Origin of the sequence: Actinopolymorpha rutila, assembly GCF_013407855.1 — a bacterium.
GTDB classification, from domain to species: Bacteria; Actinomycetota; Actinomycetes; order Propionibacteriales; family Actinopolymorphaceae; genus Actinopolymorpha; species Actinopolymorpha rutila.
This window is the reverse complement of the sequence record NZ_JACBZH010000001.1, coordinates 6,550,727-6,567,985: the sequence shown is the minus strand read 5'-3', so window position 1 is coordinate 6,567,985 and position 17,259 is coordinate 6,550,727. Positions and strand designations below refer to the sequence as shown.

At 68.1% G+C, this 17,259-nt stretch carries 20 protein-coding genes; 7 read left to right on the top strand and 13 right to left on the bottom strand.

Going from position 1 to position 17,259, the window contains the following annotated elements:
• Positions 1-327: 327 nt before the first annotated feature.
• The gene (locus F4554_RS29505; RefSeq protein ID WP_337796248.1) at positions 328-852 is read left to right on the top strand and encodes a hypothetical protein; all 525 of its coding nucleotides are present in this window, start codon (positions 328-330) and stop codon (positions 850-852) included.
• 71 nt (positions 853-923) lie between these two features.
• Here F4554_RS29505 and F4554_RS29500 read toward each other — a convergent pair whose 3' ends face one another.
• On the bottom strand, positions 924-2,414 hold the full coding sequence (locus F4554_RS29500; protein ID WP_179790869.1) for a sensor histidine kinase: 1,491 nt from the start codon (positions 2,412-2,414) through the stop codon (positions 924-926).
• Positions 2,415-2,656: 242 nt separating this feature from the next.
• Positions 2,657-3,343, bottom strand: a complete 687-nt coding sequence (locus tag F4554_RS29495; RefSeq protein WP_179790868.1) for a response regulator — start codon at positions 3,341-3,343, stop codon at positions 2,657-2,659.
• 102 nt (positions 3,344-3,445) lie between these two features.
• Between F4554_RS29495 and F4554_RS29490 the strand changes: the two genes are divergently transcribed.
• On the top strand, positions 3,446-3,913 hold the full coding sequence (locus F4554_RS29490; protein WP_179790867.1) for a hypothetical protein: 468 nt from the start codon (positions 3,446-3,448) through the stop codon (positions 3,911-3,913).
• 48 nt (positions 3,914-3,961) lie between these two features.
• On the opposite strand, the gene F4554_RS29485 is transcribed toward F4554_RS29490, so the two are convergent.
• Positions 3,962-4,600 (bottom strand): GAP family protein, encoded by a 639-nt coding sequence (locus tag F4554_RS29485; protein WP_179790866.1) that lies wholly within the window; start codon positions 4,598-4,600, stop codon positions 3,962-3,964.
• A gap of 511 nt (positions 4,601-5,111) precedes the next feature.
• Here F4554_RS29485 and F4554_RS29480 point away from each other — a divergent pair.
• Complete coding sequence (locus F4554_RS29480) at positions 5,112-5,489, top strand: VOC family protein (RefSeq protein WP_179790865.1); 378 nt, start codon at positions 5,112-5,114, stop codon at positions 5,487-5,489.
• 166 nt (positions 5,490-5,655) lie between these two features.
• On the opposite strand, the gene F4554_RS29475 is transcribed toward F4554_RS29480, so the two are convergent.
• The 4 genes from F4554_RS29475 to F4554_RS29460 all read right to left on the bottom strand — a co-directional run bounded on the left by F4554_RS29475 (position 5,656) and on the right by F4554_RS29460 (position 8,922).
• Positions 5,656-6,474 (bottom strand): phytanoyl-CoA dioxygenase family protein, encoded by an 819-nt coding sequence (locus F4554_RS29475; RefSeq protein ID WP_179790864.1) that lies wholly within the window; start codon positions 6,472-6,474, stop codon positions 5,656-5,658.
• A gap of 161 nt (positions 6,475-6,635) precedes the next feature.
• Positions 6,636-7,994: a chromate efflux transporter gene (gene chrA / locus F4554_RS29470; protein WP_179790863.1), complete on the bottom strand. Its 1,359-nt coding sequence runs from the start codon at positions 7,992-7,994 to the stop codon at positions 6,636-6,638.
• Positions 7,991-8,425, bottom strand: a complete 435-nt coding sequence (locus F4554_RS29465; RefSeq protein WP_179790862.1) for a chromate resistance protein ChrB domain-containing protein — start codon at positions 8,423-8,425, stop codon at positions 7,991-7,993. Before F4554_RS29465 ends, chrA begins: the two co-directional genes overlap by 4 nt.
• Positions 8,422-8,922 carry a Chromate resistance protein ChrB gene (locus F4554_RS29460; protein ID WP_179790861.1) on the bottom strand — a complete coding sequence of 167 codons (501 nt, stop codon included), beginning with the start codon at positions 8,920-8,922 and terminating at the stop codon, positions 8,422-8,424. Before F4554_RS29460 ends, F4554_RS29465 begins: the two co-directional genes overlap by 4 nt.
• Positions 8,923-8,985: 63 nt before the next feature.
• Between F4554_RS29460 and F4554_RS29455 the strand changes: the two genes are divergently transcribed.
• Positions 8,986-9,132 (top strand): hypothetical protein, encoded by a 147-nt coding sequence (locus F4554_RS29455; RefSeq protein WP_179790860.1) that lies wholly within the window; start codon positions 8,986-8,988, stop codon positions 9,130-9,132.
• 117 nt (positions 9,133-9,249) lie between these two features.
• Here F4554_RS29455 and F4554_RS29450 read toward each other — a convergent pair whose 3' ends face one another.
• Both F4554_RS29450 and F4554_RS29445 read right to left on the bottom strand, forming a co-directional pair.
• Positions 9,250-9,516 carry a hypothetical protein gene (locus tag F4554_RS29450; RefSeq protein WP_179790859.1) on the bottom strand — a complete coding sequence of 89 codons (267 nt, stop codon included), beginning with the start codon at positions 9,514-9,516 and terminating at the stop codon, positions 9,250-9,252.
• A complete protein-coding gene (locus F4554_RS29445) occupies positions 9,503-10,039 on the bottom strand; it encodes an LURP-one-related/scramblase family protein (RefSeq protein WP_179790858.1) in 537 nt (178 codons plus the stop codon). Before F4554_RS29445 ends, F4554_RS29450 begins: the two co-directional genes overlap by 14 nt.
• A 194-nt stretch (positions 10,040-10,233) precedes the next feature.
• Here F4554_RS29445 and F4554_RS29440 point away from each other — a divergent pair, with 194 nt between their 5' ends.
• Together F4554_RS29440 and F4554_RS29435 are read left to right on the top strand one after the other, a co-directional pair.
• Positions 10,234-10,464: a hypothetical protein gene (locus F4554_RS29440; protein WP_337796247.1), complete on the top strand. Its 231-nt coding sequence runs from the start codon at positions 10,234-10,236 to the stop codon at positions 10,462-10,464.
• A gap of 98 nt (positions 10,465-10,562) precedes the next feature.
• The gene (locus tag F4554_RS29435; RefSeq protein ID WP_202889517.1) at positions 10,563-11,867 is read left to right on the top strand and encodes a diacylglycerol/lipid kinase family protein; all 1,305 of its coding nucleotides are present in this window, start codon (positions 10,563-10,565) and stop codon (positions 11,865-11,867) included.
• Between the two features lie 83 nt (positions 11,868-11,950).
• Here the strand turns inward: F4554_RS29435 and F4554_RS34200 are convergent, their stop codons facing one another.
• Entirely contained in the window at positions 11,951-12,484 is a 534-nt protein-coding gene (locus F4554_RS34200) for a phosphatase PAP2 family protein (RefSeq protein WP_420360765.1), read from the bottom strand.
• 292 nt (positions 12,485-12,776) lie between these two features.
• Between F4554_RS34200 and F4554_RS29425 the strand changes: the two genes are divergently transcribed.
• Positions 12,777-13,364 carry a GNAT family N-acetyltransferase gene (locus F4554_RS29425; RefSeq protein WP_179790856.1) on the top strand — a complete coding sequence of 196 codons (588 nt, stop codon included), beginning with the start codon at positions 12,777-12,779 and terminating at the stop codon, positions 13,362-13,364.
• An 83-nt stretch (positions 13,365-13,447) separates the two neighbouring features.
• Here the strand turns inward: F4554_RS29425 and F4554_RS29420 are convergent, their stop codons facing one another.
• From F4554_RS29420 to F4554_RS29410, 3 genes are all read right to left on the bottom strand, one after another.
• Entirely contained in the window at positions 13,448-15,349 is a 1,902-nt protein-coding gene (locus tag F4554_RS29420) for an ATP-binding cassette domain-containing protein (RefSeq protein ID WP_179790855.1), read from the bottom strand.
• A gap of 540 nt (positions 15,350-15,889) precedes the next feature.
• Complete coding sequence (locus tag F4554_RS29415) at positions 15,890-16,183, bottom strand: DUF6247 family protein (RefSeq protein ID WP_179790854.1); 294 nt, start codon at positions 16,181-16,183, stop codon at positions 15,890-15,892.
• A gap of 415 nt (positions 16,184-16,598) precedes the next feature.
• Entirely contained in the window at positions 16,599-17,255 is a 657-nt protein-coding gene (locus F4554_RS29410) for a Clp protease N-terminal domain-containing protein (RefSeq protein ID WP_179790853.1), read from the bottom strand.
• Positions 17,256-17,259 lie beyond the last annotated feature (4 nt).

Sequence of the window (17,259 nt, the reverse complement as noted above, 5' to 3'; positions counted from 1 at the left end):
GTAAGGGACCGGGCCCAATAATGCTCTGCATATTTGCCGACGTCGGCCATGCAAAAAGAGTCGCTGGAGATTACGAAATCGCCGATTCATTGGACTCTCCGGCCCCATGTAACGTGCAGTACTTAGGCTGCCGCTGGAAACGACTACTCCTTGTATGAGGTGTAACAAATGGCAGTCGGCCAAGAAGCAGTTCAATCGAGCGCGGTCACCGTGGACGGTCGTCGCTACCTGCGAAACCTCGTTCGGACTCGCTGGCTCGACGAGCACGACGACCTGGTCGCAGTACTCCTCGAGTACGGCTGCGACCGCCACCCCGGGGACACGGTCGTGGTGAGCGAGACGGTTTCTCTTCTCCTCACCGGTCGGTCGCTACCGGTGGAGAATTTCCAACCGCGGTGGGATGCCAGGCTGCTTGCCCGGTTCGTCCGGCCCCACCAGGACACGCTTGGACTCTCCATCCCGCCCAAGATGCAGTGGGTGCTGGACACGGTCGGCAGACCTCGAATCTACTCCGCGGCGGTCGCGGCGGCGGTGACCAGACTGTTCGGTGTCCAGGGCACCTTCTACCGGATAGCCGGCGACCCGGCACGGCAGATCGACGGCGGATGCCCGCCGTATCAGGACCGACTGCTCCCGCCATTCCACCCAGCCGCAGCGGCCGAACTGTGCAACGAACTCCAGACAAAACTTGGCAACGGCGTCGCCATCGCCGACATCAACGACTTCGGCGGCTCGATCCGGGCTGTGTCCAGCAGGTCTTTGCCGGCAACGACGCTCAAGCGTGTACTTGCCGACAATCCCATGGGCCAACTCCGACGCGGAACGCCGTTCATCCTGGTCCGCGCCACGTGACACTCGCTCCTCGCGCCGAAATGACCCACCTGATGTGGCGCCAGATCGGCGGCATAGAGGAGTAGACGGCATCACGACGAAGTTCGCCCATGCCGACCGGGCGGGCTTCCGTGCTCAGCACCTCGATAAGCCTGATCGCCGTCCGGTTCGAACGACGCCCACTCAGGATGAACGGCCCGCTCCGACCGCGGACGCATCGGACGCAGCGGCCAGAACCTTGCCGTGGCTGCTGCCATGTCCGCGTGATGACGCCGAGGGGGCCCGAGGTCGATGGTGATCTCGGCGCCGCCGGCCGGGGCTTGGCCGAGCCGGAGCGTGCCGCCGCTGGCGCTCGCGGCGCGCCGCACGATGTCGAGGCCGAGTCCGGTCGAGCCGGCACCGCTGGCGCCGCGGGTGGTTGGATCGCCGGTGCTGGATGAGAGTCCGGGTCCGGCATCGCGTACGACCAGTCGGGCGCCGCCGGACGGCCGAGCAGACAGCTGTACGGCGAACGGTGTTCCATCCGGGGTGTGCGCGAAGACGTTGCCCAGTACGGCATCTGCGACCGCCGCGAGATCGGTCGCCGGCAACGCGACGCGTAAGGGACCGTCGTGAAGGCCGGGTAGGTCGAGCTCGACTGTCCGGTCGGTGTCGTCGGCGAGGGCCGACCAGAATTCCACGCGTTCACGGACGACCGCGGCGGCGTCGCACGTCCTGGGAGCGCTGCCAGGCGTACCGGCCGAGTCGGATTCCGACCGGCGGGCGTCACGGATTGCCTGGTCGACCGCGCGCTCGAGCGCGTCGAGGTCGCTCCCGATCCGCTCGGCCTCCTGCGGATCGCGAAGAGACTCGGCGTCCAGGCGCAGGGCGGTCAAGGGCGTCCGTAGCCGGTGCGACAGGTCGGCGGCGCTTTCGCGTTCGGCTCGGAGCAGCTCACGGATCCGCGAGGCCAGGTGGTTGAGGGCGGTCGCGACGTCGCGGATCTCCGGAGGACCGGCCGCCCGGGCTCGGGCCTCGAGGTCGCCGCGGGCGAGGCGGTGCGAGACCCGGGCGGCCTCCGCGATCGGCCGGACCATGCTCACCGCCAATCGGTCGGCTACCACGACACCGACAGCGACCAGCATGATCCCCAGACCCAGCAGGATCAGCCAGATCGTGGTCACGCCGCGGTACAGGTCGGACTCGGGGACGACCGTGGCGACCACGGCCGGCCCGGTCGGCGCGCCCTGCACCGACACCAGGATCTGCTGGCCCGCGGGCACGTCGACCGCGAGGCTCCGACCGCGTGCGGCCAGTTCGACCGCGGGCGTACGGGCCGCGGGTGCGCCGAGGACGGTTCCGTCCCCGAGAAACACGGTGACAGGGTGCGCCGTCGTTGCGTTCACCTGCTCGGCGGTGAGCCTGAGCGCGTCCGTGCTTGTGGCGGTCGCGACGGCCGAGGTCAGGGACTGTACCTGGGAGGTCGCGGCTTCCAGGGCGCGGTCGGCCGCCACCGTCCGGACCAGAAGCGCCAAAGGCACCAGGAAGGCCACGAGCACGAGCGAGGTGATGGCCGCGGCCAACAGCGCCAGTCGTCGTCTCATGTCACCCGGTCCGATCGGCTGCTCCCGCGCGACGATCAGCGCGGAGGTTAGGTCTGTTTCACAAGTGGCGCCGGTGGAGCGAGCGGTTCATCCGCGCATGGCTGGCTGTCGGCACTCATGTGAATCTCCCCAGACCTGCTCGCTGAAATCCCCCACGCGGGTGGCTTGCCGAATGCAGGCGGACCCTTCGACCCGTACCTGGGCTACGAACCGAGAGTCAGGCGGGAGTGGGGAACCGGACCCTAGCGCTCGGGAGCCGCAAGCTTCACTCCGACGCCGCGCATCGTGTGCAGGTATCGCGCCGAGGCCGCCGTCTCACCGAGCTTCCGGCGCAGCCAGGCCACGTGGACATCGACGGTCTTGTCCGCCCCGCCGTAGGGAATTTGCCATACCTCGGTGAGCAGTTCGCGTTTGCTCACCACTGTCCCGGCACGGATGGCCAGGTAGAGGAGCAGATCGAATTCTCGTGGCCTCAACGTCAACGCCCGCCCGTCCAACGAGACCTCACGGGATCGCGGGTCGACCCGCAGGCCGCCGACCTCGACCGCCCGGTCCTCGGTGTCCGGCCCGGGCGCGCGTCGCAACACCGCTCGGATCCGAGCGTCGAGTTGTCCCGCGCTGAACGGTTTGACCAGGTAATCGTCGGCGCCACGGTCGAGCAGTCGGACGATCTCGCTCTCCGTGTCCCGGGCGGTCGCGACGATCACAGGGGTACGACTGACCGCACGCAGCATGCGAAGCATCTCCGCGCCGTCGATGTCCGGGAGCCCGAGATCGAGAACCACGAGATCCAGGCGATCGTCCAGCGCGGCCCGCAACCCGGACATCGCATCGGCGGCCGAGGCCACCGCGTGACCCCTCTCGGACAGCGCGCGAACGAGCGCGACCCGGATCGTCGCGTCGTCCTCGACCAACAGCACCTGCGCCACGCCAGCACGCTAACCGACCGGCCGGCCAAGGCCATTCGCCCACGCCTGTTCCTACCATTCGTTTAGCCAACCGTTAGCGTCCCGGCTGCCAGACTGACGAACGTGAACGTACGGTCCGGTCGTGCCCGTTCCTTGCTCGCCGTCGTCGGCTGGCTGGCCACAGCGGCCGGCGCCGCGACAATGGGCACGTTCGTGGTCGACGCGGCCAGCTCAGGCATCCTTGGTGGGGCCAATGATGCCCTCAGCCAGGACCAGGTCGCCCGCGCCCTCGCGGCAGCGACCGCGACCGCGAACCCGACCGTGCCCTCGACCACGTCAGCTTCAGCTCCCGGCCAGGGCACCACGCGCGCGCTCGGGACCCCCGGCGGGAGCGTGATCGCACGCTGCTCGGACGACCAGGCGACGTTGATCTCCTGGAGCCCCGCCCAGGGGTACGACACCGATGACGTCTGGCGCGGTCCCGCCACCACAGCCCGCCTGACGTTCGAGAACGACAGGACCGACGTCCACGTCCAGGTCACCTGCCGGGCAGGGGTGCCGGCCGCCCGCATCGACAGGGGCAGCGACTGACCGGGTGTGGATGCCGCTACTCATGATGGCGGTGGACACCTGGCCCGGCTAGCCGGTTATCAGGCTCTTGATGGTGATGAGTGCGAAGAACACCAGGACGATCTCGCTGACGACCCATGACTTCTGGGTCATCCAGTCCCGGATGCGCGGCAGGAGCCTTTCTGCTCGGCCGCCGAGTACGGCGACACCGATGGCCGGAAGTGCCAGCAGGAGCAGGGTCAGTGCCACGAACGGCAGGCACTGCCACCAGGCGCCTCCGTGACGTGCGACGTGCAGGCCGACGGTGATCGAGCTGATGATGTCGGTGGGGAAGAGTCCGAGCAACGCCAGGCCGAGCATGAACGCGAAGCGTGGTCGGGCCTGTTGCAGATGGCTCATCCATTTCGGGGGCTTGCTGGTGTGCCGGGTCAGGTAGACGTGAGCCATGAGGACGAGGACCAGGGCGAGGACGATCACGTCGATGACGCGTCCGACAGTGCTTGCCTCGGCGGGGCCTGCTGCGCTGGTTGCACCCCTCGCGATGAGATAGGCCAGCGAGACCACGGCGGTGATGGCGATCGCGGCGCCGGCCAGGTAGGCGAGCGAGGTCTTGCCCCAGTCGCTTCTGGTGGCCAAGAAGAAGGCGGACACGATTTGTGGGCCGGCGATCATGACGAACGCCAGCGGTAGGACCGCGGACATGGTCATGTCGTCACCTCGGAGCCGCTCCTGCGTAGATCGCCCTTCGCCTATCTGGTTTCACAGGATCAGAATCTGGGCGGCGTCGGCGGCGGCGCATCACCCGTTCTGGGTGAGACCGCGGACCTATGGGTCGAGACCACTTCGGAACGGCAGGACTCGTTGGATCAAGGATTCCTCTGGCGTTGTGTCGCCTGCCGTTGCCTTCAGTCGAGAAGCGGTGAACACGACCCGGATCGCATCATGGGCTGAAGAGGCGGGGGAGGGAGCGGGCGAGGATGGCGCCGGCCTGGGTCGTGGCCACAGCGGCACCTGGAAGGCGCGGTCTGATGCTGCGCCGCATCCGCCTCGGTGTCATGGTCACGGCGGTGACGTCCGGTCCGCCGAGGCTGACACCGGCTGGGTGTACTGCAGGAGGCGTACGGTGACTGTCTTCGACGGGACGACGCGTGGCCGAACGTGGTGTTGTCAGGCTGGGCTGATGCTTTTCGTAGCACCCGAACACTGGAAAGGACTCGCCGTGGCTGTCGAACTGAACCACACCATCGTCCCCGCCCACGACCCGCAAACCTCGGCCAAGTTCCTGGCCGAAATCCTGGGACTGACTGTCGATCCGCCGGTGGCCCACTTCACGCCCGTCACGCTGGCGAACCAAGTCACCCTGGACTACGACCATGTAGACGCCTTCGAGCCACACCATTACGCGTTCATGGTCAGCGAGCAGGAATTCGACGCCGCCCTCGCCCGCATCCAAGACGGCGGGATCACCTACTACGGCGATCCCGCCTGCCAGGAGGAAGGGCAGATCTATCGCAGCAAGAGCTACAAAGGCCGCAGGGGCACCTACTTCCGCGACCCCAACCGGCACCTCATGGAGATCCTCACTCCCGGCACCTAAGCGCCGACCCGGAACTCCGAACGGCGCCGAACGTGGGCGAATGAGACCACGTCTGAGACCACATGGGTGGCCGTACCGCGGGTGGGGACGCCTCGGCGTCGCGTTCGAACATGGTGTGCTCGGTGGGTGCATCGAGCACACCGTCGGCTGGTGTTCGTGCCGTCGACTACCGGCGGTAGAGGACGGGGTTCACCGGCGTGTCGGGGACGTCGCCGGGCTTCTTGCCGGGCATCACCTCGGCGAGGTCGTTCCTCTGGGCGTCGTTCACCGGCTGGTGGATGACGATGTCGGCGTCCATGTAGATGATGGTCATGACCCGCCGGGGTACGTCGGTGGTGTTGGGCTCGGCACGGTGAAACGTCCAGCCCGAGTGGAAGCTGACGTCGCCGAGGGCGTACGGCTCCTGCGACAGTGGCAGCCCCTGCTCGCCCAGTACCTTCTGCAGTTCCTCCTCGGAGTGGTCGCTGATGGGCAGGTCGCGGCCATGGGAGAAGCGTTGGCTGCCCACGCTGAACGACAGCGGGCCCATCCCCAGTGGGGTGTCCTGCAGCGGCACCCAGACGGTGCATGTCTTGTCGGACGAGAAGGGCCAGTAGTACTGGTCGGCGTGGAACGGCGTGATGCCGCCGCCGACCTCCTTGTACAGCGCCTGGTCGTGATACAGGCGCACACCGTCCACGCCCATCAGATCCGCGGCGATCTTGGCCAGGCGGCTCGAGAACACGAACTCCGCGACGGGACGGCTGTGCTTCCACAGGCCGCCGACCTGCAGAAACGCCTTGCTGTACGTCGAGCGTTCCGCCATCGGCAGATGCATCGTGTTCAGCTCGATCACCTTGCCGGTGATCTCGGGCTCGTACGCCGCGATGGTGTCCGGACTGAGCACGCCCCGCAGCCGGACGAAGCCGTCTTCGGCGAATCGGGTCCGAGCGTCCGTGGGCAGCGTGTACGCAGTGGAGAGCTCGGTCGCAGGGCTGCTGGTCATGTCGTTTCCACCAATCTCGATCCGTCTCGACGAACATCATCGCGGTCTCGCTGCGCCCTTCGGGCTGTGCCTCCCCGCGCATGTCCTCGAGCGGTCGTGGCAACCCGAGCCCGGACCGCCCTCGCTCGTCGTTCACGGCCTCGGTGTCGGGTGGGCAACGTCTAGATGAGGAATTCGGCCGCGAGTCCGAGGAGTGCGCAGGTGCCGAGGGTGCGTAACACGGGCCATCTGCGTTTGAAGGTGAGGACCATGGCGATGGCGCCGATGATGAGGGCGGCCGGCTTCAGGGTGGTCACCACGGGGAGGTTGAGGTGTAGCGGGCCCTGGTCGTAGTGGTGTGAGCTGGCGAACAGGGTCGCAGTGGCGAAGTAGATGGCCAGGTTGGCGATGACGCCAACAACAGCGGCGGTGATGCCGGTGAGTGCGGCGGACAGGGACTTGTTGCCGCGCAGGCGTTCGACGTAGGGAGCGCCGACGAAGATGAACAAGAAGCAGGGCACGAAGGTGACCCAGGTGGTCAGCAGCGATGCGATGACGGCGGCGGTCCAGGGGCTGAGGCCGGCGGGGTCGCGGAAGGCGCCGAGGAAGGCGACGAACTGCACGACCATGATCAGTGGGCCGGGTGTGGTCTCGGCCAGGGCGAGGCCGCGGACCATTTCCCCGGGTGCCAGCCAGTGGTAGGTCTCGACAGCCTTCTGCGCGACGTAGGAGAGTACGGCGTACGCACCGCCGAAGGTCACCAGGGCGGTGCCGGAGAAGAACAGGCCTTGCTGGGTGAACGCCGACTCGGCGCCGGTCAGCGCGAACGCGATGGCGACCGGGACAAGCCAGAGCGGGATGCCGATGGCGAGGATGATGCCCGCGCGCCATGGTGTGGGTGCGGCATGGTGAAGGGCGTCGTCGGAGATCAGCGGCTCCGGTCCGTCGTCCTGCTTGGCTTGTTGAGGCTTGGCCATGATCTGCGGGCGTGCGCGGCCGATCACCCAGCCGAGGATGCCCGCGGCGAGCACCACGAGAGGGAAGGGCACCGCGAAGACGGCGAGTGCGATGAACGCGGCGACCGCCAGGCCGATCAGGACACGGTGGTGCAGGGCCCGCCCGGCGACTTTGATCACGGCCTGGGTCACGATCGCCAGCACCGCGGGGGCAAGCCCGGCGAACAGCGCTGTGATGAGCGCTGTGTCGCCCAGCCCCACGTAGAGCGCGGACAGCACCAGCAGCGCAAGCAGGCCGGGGAGGACGAAGAGGACTCCGGCGATGAGTCCGCCGGCGGTGCCGTTGAGCAGCCAGCCGACGTAGACAGCGAGCTGCTGGGCCTCGGGGCCGGGCAGCAGCATGCAGTACGACAGCGCGTGCAGGAACCGTCGTTCACCGATCCAGCGGTGCTCATCAACCAGGCTTCGCTGCATCACCGCGATCTGCCCGGCGGGTCCGCCGAAGGTCTGTAGCGAGATCTTGAACCAGGCTTTGGTGGCGGCTCGCAGGGGCACCAGGTCGTGTTCCCGGCTGATCAGGCTCATCCGGGGGTCCTTCCGGGGGTGAGGACTTCGCGGCGCAGGTACCCGTACAGGGCGTCGAAGATGGGCGCGGTCATGGCGAGGACCGTGGTGTCGTCGTGGGCGAGTGACAGGGCGCGGAGGAGTACGTCGAACCCGGGGGCCTCGGGGGCGTCGTAGTGGTCGTCTTCGAGGTCGGCCTCGTGCACGATGCCGGCGATGCGCCACAACACGGGGTCGGCGAGGTGATAGCGGCGCAGGATGGTCTCGAACGTGCAGTCGCTGCCGTGGTGGCCCAGGTCCACACCGCGCATGTCGAACGGGGTCGCGTCTTCGGGCACCTGGTCGGGGTCGGTGACAAACACGAACTCCGCGTCTGTGTCCACGTGGCGCCGGATCAGCCACGCACACGCGCTTCGGTCGATGTGCACGCCGGCCCGGGTTGCCCACCTCATGCCCGCACCTCCTGGTCGTCGGAGGTCGCCTGCTGTGTCAGGTCACGCAGCGCCCGACGCGCCTGCTCACGCTCCGGCGGCCGGAAGAAGTCGCGACGCTCTACCCTGCGCATCTGTGCTCGCAGCCGACGCAGCACCTGCAGCCGGTCCACCGGTGGCGCGTTCAGCGCTTCGCGGGCCTGGGTGGTGATTTCCACGTACTCCTGGGCGCGGGCCTCGTTCATGCTTCCGGCCACTTCGCGCTCCAGAGCCCCGGTTGCGGGCCGCGCCAGCCACACGCCCGCTGACCCGCCGGCCTCCTCGACCTCCGCCGCTGCCCACTCCAACTGCTCGCGGGTGCGGGCGTCGGCGGGTAGCGCCACCAGTCCGTCCGCCAGCTGCTCGGCACCCAGCCGCTTCAGCTTCCGCCACAACGCCAACCGCGGCGCCGACGGTTCCCGAGGCAGCCGGTAGGTGAGCAACACCCACTCACCTGAACCCGAATCCCGATCAATCATGTAGGGATTGTAACCACGGTTACCAAGTGCCTGGCTAGTCCTCGGCTCTCTCGCGGGAACGGTGTGACAGAACGCGACGATCCTGGGTGGTCGAGCTACCAGGAGGCGGCGGAGTACGTCCTGGACCGGCTCCGCGACGACAGCGACCCGAGCGCTCGGTACGGACCCGGCCGCGTGGTGGTCACGCCGATCGAGGCGAGTGACCGGTGAGGATGTCCCAGGAGAAGGCCTCGGTGCGAATCTGCCCTTGCGGCAGGGCCGATGCTGCCCGACCGCACTGGTCGCAGCAGAGGGGGCGCCATCCACGGCTGTGGCGCCAACGCGTCGTTAGATGTGCCTGATGTGTTCTGACTCTGCAACGCCGGCGATCTCGCGCAACGTCTGGTCCCACCCCTGTGCAGACGACTCGTACGTACGCTTCAGCAGAAGGTGCTCGGGGATCTGGCCACGGTGGGCGGTGCGGAACGTGTCGACGAACACTCGAGCCATCGCCGGCACGTCCGCCACGGTCGCTGCTCGGACCTTGAACCCGCGGCGCTCGCGCGTCTCACCCATCCGGCCGCCCGTCACCGCGGTCGGGTCAGCGACCTTCATGGCTCATGCTGTCCAACGCTGCGGCAACGGCCAGGATCAGCACGGAGTCCTGGCCCTCGGCGATCTGGACGCCGTAGGTGTCGGCGACGCGGAACCAGTCCTTCGACACCTCGGCGACCTTTGCATCGCCCCGGGTGATGCGGTACTCGTGGTCGACGATGTTGCCCTGCACCTCTAGATTCTCGCCGGCTTCGACAAGGACGTCGAACCGCTCCCGCAGCGGGGTGATCATGGCCTTCTTCAGGGTCGCGATGGTGTTGCCGTCGGGGTCCTCGATCTCCATGGTGTTGCGGAGCCGTAGCTTGCGCTCCTGAATCTTGAGCAGCTCTCGGCCTGACGCGTCTTCGAGCACCATCGTGGCGCGGATACGCACGGCCTTTGCGTTGACCTTGAAGGCTCTTTCGCCTCGCTCGTCCTCGATCCAGAAGTCGTGACCGAGCGAGATCAACTGCTGCCGCATTCGGTACTTCGCGCCGCCGCCACCGCTCCGCGGCTCGCGGCGTTCCCATCGTCTGTCACCCATGCCCACAACGCCTCCCGATCGGTGCGCCGGCCTGACTCCTCTCCATCCAACGAGTCGTCAATCTGCGCCGTTACCGAGGCGGTGCCGCGCGTTAGAGTTGCAGTGCCGACGCCGGCAAATATTGAGGGGCAAGTACACACGAACACCATCATTCGCGTCGCACAAACATCCGGGGAACAATTAACTATCCACTCGTGGGTGTCTTCTTGCCCATTTTGTGGATCTTCCTGGCACGCGGTCACGTCCTGAGTGAGCACCACCTGGCTCGCCAGGAGCAGCAACAGGCCGCCCTCCAGGACTACGCCCAAAAGACCGCACGGATCCCCTCCCAGGCAGACGAGTTGACCGGGCTTACCAAGTTGAGAGACCGCGGCGACAGCTCCGAAGCCGAATACCAGCAGGCCAGGTCGAAGGTTCTTTCCTGAACGCGCATTTCAAGCGTGCCGGAGAGATTCGGTCCGCCCGAACTGGACGCTGACGCGAACGGCCAGACGGTGGGGAGTCGAACTCCATGGAGAGCGGGATGGCGGTGCCCTCCGCTCGCTGGCTTGCCCGCATCAGTTTTCTGCTCGTGTTCGCCGCGGCAGCGATGATGATTGGCTTCGCCGGACGGGCAGGCCCGGCGATGGTCATCATTGGGGCGACCGGGGCGTGCCTGGTGCTGGCTGGTGGGTACGTGTTTCTCGCCCACCGGCGGGTGCTGCGGTGGCTGGGGTTTGCCGTGGTGATCATGGCACCCTTTGCGGTGTTGGGGATCTTCGCCCGGCACCATCTCCTCTGGGTGGCTGTGGTGGCGGTCGCGCTCGTCCTGTCGGCCGTTGCTACCGCCCGGCTGGCGCTGGTTCCGGCGGTCGGCGATCCGGGTATCCCCGCCCGTGACGTTCCGCCCCCCGAGCACGCGTTCCTGATCATGAACCCGAGGTCCGGGGGCGGCAAGGTGACCAGGTTCGGGCTGAAGGACAAGGCCGAGGCGCTCGGGGCCGAAGTGGCGCTGCTGGAAGACTCGGGCACCGTGGACGTGGCGGCGTTGGCCCGGCAGGCGGTCGCTGCCGGGGCGGACCTCCTCGGTGTGGCCGGAGGGGACGGGACGCAGGCGCTGGTCGCGGGGGTCGCCGCCGCGCACGATCTGCCGTTCCTGGTGATCAGTGCGGGTACCCGCAACCACCTCGCACTCGATCTAGGTCTGGACCGGGACAATCCGGCCGCGTGCCTGGACGCACTCATCGATGGCGTCGAACAGCGGATCGACCTCGGCCTGGCCGGCGAGCGGACGTTCGTGAACAACGCCTCGTTCGGCGCCTACGCCGAAGTGGTGGAGAGCCCCGCCTACCGGGACGACAAACGTGGCACAACCCTGGCGATGCTGCCGGACCTGCTGACCGGCCATCGTGGAGCGAAGCTGTCCGCCCACGCCGGCGATGTCGCGGTTACCGCTCCCCAGGCGCTGCTGGTCAGTAACAACGCCTACGCGACGTCTGACATCGCCGGGCTCGGCCGCCGCCCGCGCCTCGATACCGGGGGACTCGGCGTGATCGCGGTGACAGTGGACAGCGCCGCGCAGGCAGCCGAGTTGCTCAGAGGCCGCGGGGTGACCGTCCTCACCGCCGACGAAGTTGTCGTGAACGCCGACGCGCCGAAGATCCCGGTCGGGATCGACGGGGAAACCGTCACGATGCCCACCCCGGTCCGCTGCACCATCCAGCCTCGGGCGCTGCGGGTCCGGGTGCCACGCAACCGTCCCGGAGTCCGCAGCGCCAAGCCTCAACTCGACTGGCCGACGCTGCGGCAACTGGCCTCATTCCACCCCGCATCGGCGGGCACGGGCTGACCCGCTCCTTCGCCACCTTCAACAGTGGTACGAGCGAGCCGGCTCACGCGGCCGCTCGTACACAACCCGCCCGGAGTTGCCGGCTACCGACGGCCGTGACGAGTTCGTTCGCGCTCGAGTGCGCCCGTGACCATCGCTGCCGTTCCCGCTCCAACGATGGAGCCCACCACCACATCACCGGGATAGTGCACGCCGGTATGAACCCGCGAGTAGGCCACGGCACCGGCAAGGAGGCCCAGTGGCAGAGCCAGCCCGGGGATGGTCCGGCCGACAGTGTGCGCGAACGCGAACGCTGAGGCCGCGTGGCCGGACGGAAATGTTGCCGATGTGGGCATCCGAGTGTGACGGGCCCCGAAGAGGTCCCGACGGCTGCGATCCGGACGCCTTCTACGAAGGAGTGGTTTGGCTCCGAGGTTGACCACTGCCGAGGTCACCCCGATCGACAGCAACCCCTCCAAGGCTGCACGACGGCCTCGCTTTCCCCCGACGATGGCTACGCCGGTTGCGATCACGAGCCAGATCCGCGAATAGTTCGCCGCATCGGAGAGCCGGCGCACAGGAACGTCGAGATTCGGTGTCGTCGTACGAGCCACGGTCTCGTAGAGAGCATGATCCATCGAACCCAGCTGCCGCATCGTCTCGGCCCAACGCGACGGTATCTCGTGTCCGGCTTCGACCCGGCGGGCCAGTACATCCCCAATCGTCCGCATCGGCCGCTCAGTTCGTCGGTCCCGTGGACCGTCCTTACCGCTTTGCTGCACGGCCTGATCCTTCCCAGCAAAAGGCCGAACGACCAGGAGCCGGCGACATCAGGAGACGGCAGTCGACGGCCCGGTGGACGCGCACGCCGCTCTGGCAGCGTGAGCTTCCGGACGCTGAACGTCCGCATTCCGGTGTACGTTCCCAGGCATGTCCGACTTCACGATCAAGGCGCTCACGCCGGAGACGTTCGACGACTTCGCTGCTCTCGTCGAGCGGAACAAGGGCATGTTCGCCGGCTGCTGGTGCACGAAGTTCCATCCCGACTGCGCGGAGAAGGGCCAGAGCGCCGAGGGGAACCGGGCGTTCAAGCAACGTCTGGTGGCCGACGGGATCGCGCACGCGGCGCTGGTCTACGACGGCGACCGGGCCGTCGCCTGGGCGGAGTACGGATCACCTGAGGAGCTGCCTGACATCCATCACCGCAAGGAGTACCTCGCCACTGCCGAGCGACTGCCCGACTACCGGGTGACCTGCATCCTGGTCGAGCGCGGCCTTCGCGGTCAGGGCCTGGCGGCGATCGCCCTGCGCGGAGCCGTTGAGCTGATCGCGCAGGCCGGCGGTGGCCTGGTCGAGGGCTACCCGCACGACACCGGCGGGGTCCGGAAGAAGAACTCGTCGTTCCTCTACAACGGCACCCGCACGATGTACGAGCGCGAGGGCTTCACCTACGACCGGCCCAAGGGCCAGGGCAACTGCGTGATGGTGCGCGAGGTGGCCCCGAGCACGCGCGACTGAACCGGTCCAGCGCTCCACGCGGAGACGCCGGCTGACCCGGACCGACATGGACAGGACCAGCCAGATGCCGCGCAGTGACTTTCTCATCGCGGGTCCACCGCCGTCTCGCTCGCGCCGGCCGCGGCGAACCGTGCGGCCTGCAGTGAGAACATCCGGGCGTACGCGCCGCCTGCGGCCATGAGTTCCTCGTGGCTGCCGTCCTCGATGATGCCGGTGCCGGTTCGTGCCGGGTCGTCGGTGGGACCGATCACCACGATCCGGTCGGCGTGGCGCACGCTGGACAGCCGGTGGCTGACCAGCAGGGTGGTCATCCCGCGGGTGACCTCCAGGAACCGGTCGAACAAGGCCGCCTCGGCCCGGACGTCGAGGGCGGCGGTGGGTTCGTCCAGCACCAGGACGCCGGCGCCACCGGCGACCGCGGCCAGTGCGCGGGCCAGCGCCACTCGTTGCCACTGGCCGCCGGACAGGTCGGTGCCTTCGGCGTACTCCGCGCTGAGCACGGTGTCCCAGCCGTGGTCGAGCCGGTCCAGCAACGTGGTGCCGCCGGCGTCGCCCAGCGCACGGGCAAGCACCGCCTCGTCGTCGTGTCGGGTGTGCGCACCGAACCCCACGTTGTCGCGCAGGGGAAGCTGGTAGCGCACGAAGTCCTGGAAGATGACCGCGACCCGGTTGCGGGTCGCCTCGTCGGCCGACGGGTCGCCGCCGTCGATGCGGATGGTCCCGGAGTCGGGCGGGTAGAGCCCGCACAGCAGTTTGATCAACGTGGACTTGCCAGCGCCGTTGACCCCGACGATCGCGACCGACTGCCCGGCCGGAACGTGCAGGGACAGCCGATCGAGCGTCGGCTCGGTGCGGGTCGGGTAGTGGAAGGCGACGTCACGCAGGTCGATCTCCGCCGCGCCGGTGCGCGCGGTCCGGAGAGGTTCGGGATCGGCACCGACCGGCTCGGCGGGGGAGCGCGGGGGGAGACCGGACAACCCGATCCGGCCGCGCAATGCGACCAGCATGCTGGTGGCGGAGGTGTTGCGGGCCAGCGCGCTCTGACCGTCACCAAGCGACCCGAACGCCTCCAGCGCGAGCAGTGCCTGCACCACCGTGACCAGCGAGGCCAGCGAGACCGTGCCCGCCGACGCGTCCCGGGCCAGCAGCGCGAACACGCCAGCGTTCACCACCAGCATGATCGCGCACGCCGCGAGGATCGGCCGCAGGTTGCGGTAGCGGTTGCGCCACACGACCGTCATCGCGTCCCGCCAGGCGGTCGAGTAGCGGTGCACCAGCCAGTCGGCCAACCCGAACAACCGGAGCTCTTTCGCCGCCGGTGCGCCCGTCATCAGGTCACGTACGTAGCTCGCCTGCCGCCGCTGGTTGCCCGTCACCTCCAGCAGGTCGTCGAAGATGGTCCCGATCCAGGCGCCGTACACCTTTGCCAGCAGGGCGTGCGACCCGGCGGCGAGCAGCGCGGCCCACCAGTTCCAGGTCGCCACCACGATCAGCGAACCGACCCCGCCCAGGCGGATGGACAGGAGGCTCCAGGTCCAGTCCACTCCGCTGACGAACGTCCAGTCCCGCATGGCCCGCTTGATCGCATCCAGGCGGCCGGCGACCTCCGGGTTTTCCAGATGTGCGATCCCGTGCGGCGCCGTTCCCACGTCGGCGACCATGCCGAAGACCAGCCGCAGGTAGCGGGCGGAGACCACCTGCGCGACCGCGTTCTGCGCCGCCTTCACAAGCGGGCCGAGGACGTACGCCGCGGCAGCCATCGCCAGCCACCACCACGCACGGTCCGCGGCCTGTGAACCGACGCCGGCCTTCACCGCCGCCGGCAGCGCGCCGACCAGGTGTCCGGTTGCGATGATGGCGAACGTGCTCGACGCCGCGCCGGCCACCACAAGGAAAAGGCTCAGCACGGAATGCACCGGCGCGGCCCGCCACAACAACCGGGCGTGCAGTACGTAGCGCCGGATCGCCTCGGTGTGTCGGTGCACGTGTCCCTCCCCGTTCCCGCCACCGTGCGGGCGCCGAAGAAAGCTTGCAGGTATGCCCGGCCTGGTCAAGCATGCGAGGACGCGATCGGCTCGGCTGGCCGGTCCCGGACCAGCGCCCCGCGTGCTCGGCGTTCAAAAACCGAAACGCCACATCTGGTCGATCGGATGCCGCCTGATGTCCGCCCACCGCGTGAGAAGGCCGGACCTCTCGGGTAACAGTCGCGGCAGGGTGATGACGCGAGTGCGCCGTGTTCTTCGCTGCGAGCGGTGCTGGACTCATTGGACGCAACTGCCAGAGCGAGGCTCGGACGGCTGGAGCTGCTCGTTTCTTGAGTAGGCATGCACGCCCGTCAGGTAGCCCTGGCCGAGAGGGCGGCGCAGGTCTGTCCATGCGCCGGGTGCGTTGCCGGCGTCGGCGAACGCGGTCATCCCAGGAACGCTCGGCGAGGCCCGCGGCCCGGCGAACAACGGCATCGCGCGCGGGCTCTGGGAGGTTATGGAACTGTGCGGCTGCGCCGGCGGCGAATGCGACGCGATACGTCACGCTGGCGGCCACTCCGCAGCCAGTTGCTCGACTGGCACGTCGTCGTTGGTGTTTCCCGTTTGCACGGCCACGAGGCGCTCGCGGAAACCTGGATCCGCATAGGCCTCAGCACGTAGCCGCCACAGGCGAAGCAGTGCAGCGAGCGCGGCGTACCCCTCTGGACGGCGGGCCTTGTCCACCGCGTCGGCGTACTCGGCCAGGAACCCGGCGTGGTACTGCTCCGGGAGGACGCGCAAGATCTGCGCCGGGTCGTCGGGACCCGGCTCGTCGAAGACCGGCTGCGCTGTCATGGACTCAACTGTAGACCGTGCTGCACTACAGAAACCGCGCATCGCCGAGGGGCCGGCACCTCATTGCTGCCGACCGTCCGCTTCCGAAGCGGAGCCTCACAGGTCGCTGACCAGGCACGATACCGCCCGGGGGTCTTAGTTTTCCGGCCTGCTGGTCTCAGTTGCAACGGTTCCCGACAGACGTCTGCCGGGAGCCTCTGAGCCGCTGACCTTTGGGGAATACGGTGGGCAGGGGCGGGGTCGAACCGCCGACCTTCCGCTTTTCAGGTCTAGGCAGACGGGGCAGCGGGACAGTCTGACCCTTGCGATGATCATGCTCGGCTGGCGGTCGACCGTCCTCGTCCGGGGCTGATGGTGTCACGAGTGGCGTCGGCCACTGTCGTGCGGTGGTCGGTCGAGGATCGACGGTCGACTTCTATGCAGTTGCGCGCAGCTGCGCCTCGACGGCTTGGTACAGGTCGCTGAGGCTGGCGCCTCGTGCTTGGACGATGCGTCGGACGGGGCTTGGTCCGCGGTGGGGAAGGCCGAGGTTGGTGCGGCGGCGACGCGCCCAGGGGTTGTTGAAGCAGCGCGGCTTCTGCAGAGGGTCCTGGGCGTCTTTGAGGAGTCCGAGGAGGATGTGCTCGGACGTCATCTGCGTGTGCCCAAGCCGCCGTCGCTCCTCGCCGGCGAACTGGAAAGCTCGTTTGATCAGGAGCGGTTTGCCGGCGAGTCCGTGCCAGCCGGTTCGACGCGATGCGCGGCGGGTTGCTCGTTCCATGGCGTCGGCGCCGAAAGCTGCCTCCAGGTTGTGGCGTACAGCGTCCAGGTCGACGCCGAGGGTTCGGAGGAGATCGGCGTCGTTGCGCCATGGCGGCGGCAGGACGCCTTCGTCGACCAGGCGGTCGAGCTCGCTGCGGATGGAGGCGACGTCGAGCCCGTTCCTGATCAGCACGTCGGTGGCGTGTGCCGGGTAGGTGGCGAGGGCGGCCAGGATGTGTTCGCAGCCCACGTAGCTGTGCCGCATCTGGTCCGATTCCTGGTTCGCCAGTTCCATGACCTGGCGGGCCGGCGGGGGCCAGTGGTCAAGCATGGTG

Excerpts from the sequence above, each read along its gene's own strand:
- F4554_RS29500 (WP_179790869.1), bottom strand. The coding sequence starts at position 2,414 with ATGAGACGACGACTGGCGCTGTTGGCCGCGGCCATCACCTCGCTCGTG.
- F4554_RS29485 (WP_179790866.1), bottom strand. The coding sequence starts at position 4,600 with ATGACCATGTCCGCGGTCCTACCGCTGGCGTTCGTCATGATCGCCGGC.
- F4554_RS29475 (WP_179790864.1), bottom strand. The coding sequence starts at position 6,474 with ATGACCAGCAGCCCTGCGACCGAGCTCTCCACTGCGTACACGCTGCCC.
- chrA (WP_179790863.1), bottom strand. The coding sequence starts at position 7,994 with ATGAGCCTGATCAGCCGGGAACACGACCTGGTGCCCCTGCGAGCCGCC.
- F4554_RS29465 (WP_179790862.1), bottom strand. The coding sequence starts at position 8,425 with ATGAGGTGGGCAACCCGGGCCGGCGTGCACATCGACCGAAGCGCGTGT.
- F4554_RS29460 (WP_179790861.1), bottom strand. The coding sequence starts at position 8,922 with ATGATTGATCGGGATTCGGGTTCAGGTGAGTGGGTGTTGCTCACCTAC.
- F4554_RS29450 (WP_179790859.1), bottom strand. The coding sequence starts at position 9,516 with ATGAAGGTCGCTGACCCGACCGCGGTGACGGGCGGCCGGATGGGTGAG.
- F4554_RS29445 (WP_179790858.1), bottom strand. The coding sequence starts at position 10,039 with ATGGGTGACAGACGATGGGAACGCCGCGAGCCGCGGAGCGGTGGCGGC.
- F4554_RS29435 (WP_202889517.1), top strand. The coding sequence starts at position 10,563 with ATGGCGGTGCCCTCCGCTCGCTGGCTTGCCCGCATCAGTTTTCTGCTC.
- F4554_RS34200 (WP_420360765.1), bottom strand. The coding sequence starts at position 12,484 with ATGGATCATGCTCTCTACGAGACCGTGGCTCGTACGACGACACCGAAT.
- F4554_RS29425 (WP_179790856.1), top strand. The coding sequence starts at position 12,777 with ATGTCCGACTTCACGATCAAGGCGCTCACGCCGGAGACGTTCGACGAC.
- F4554_RS29415 (WP_179790854.1), bottom strand. The coding sequence starts at position 16,183 with ATGACAGCGCAGCCGGTCTTCGACGAGCCGGGTCCCGACGACCCGGCG.
- F4554_RS29410 (WP_179790853.1), bottom strand. The coding sequence starts at position 17,255 with ATGCTTGACCACTGGCCCCCGCCGGCCCGCCAGGTCATGGAACTGGCG.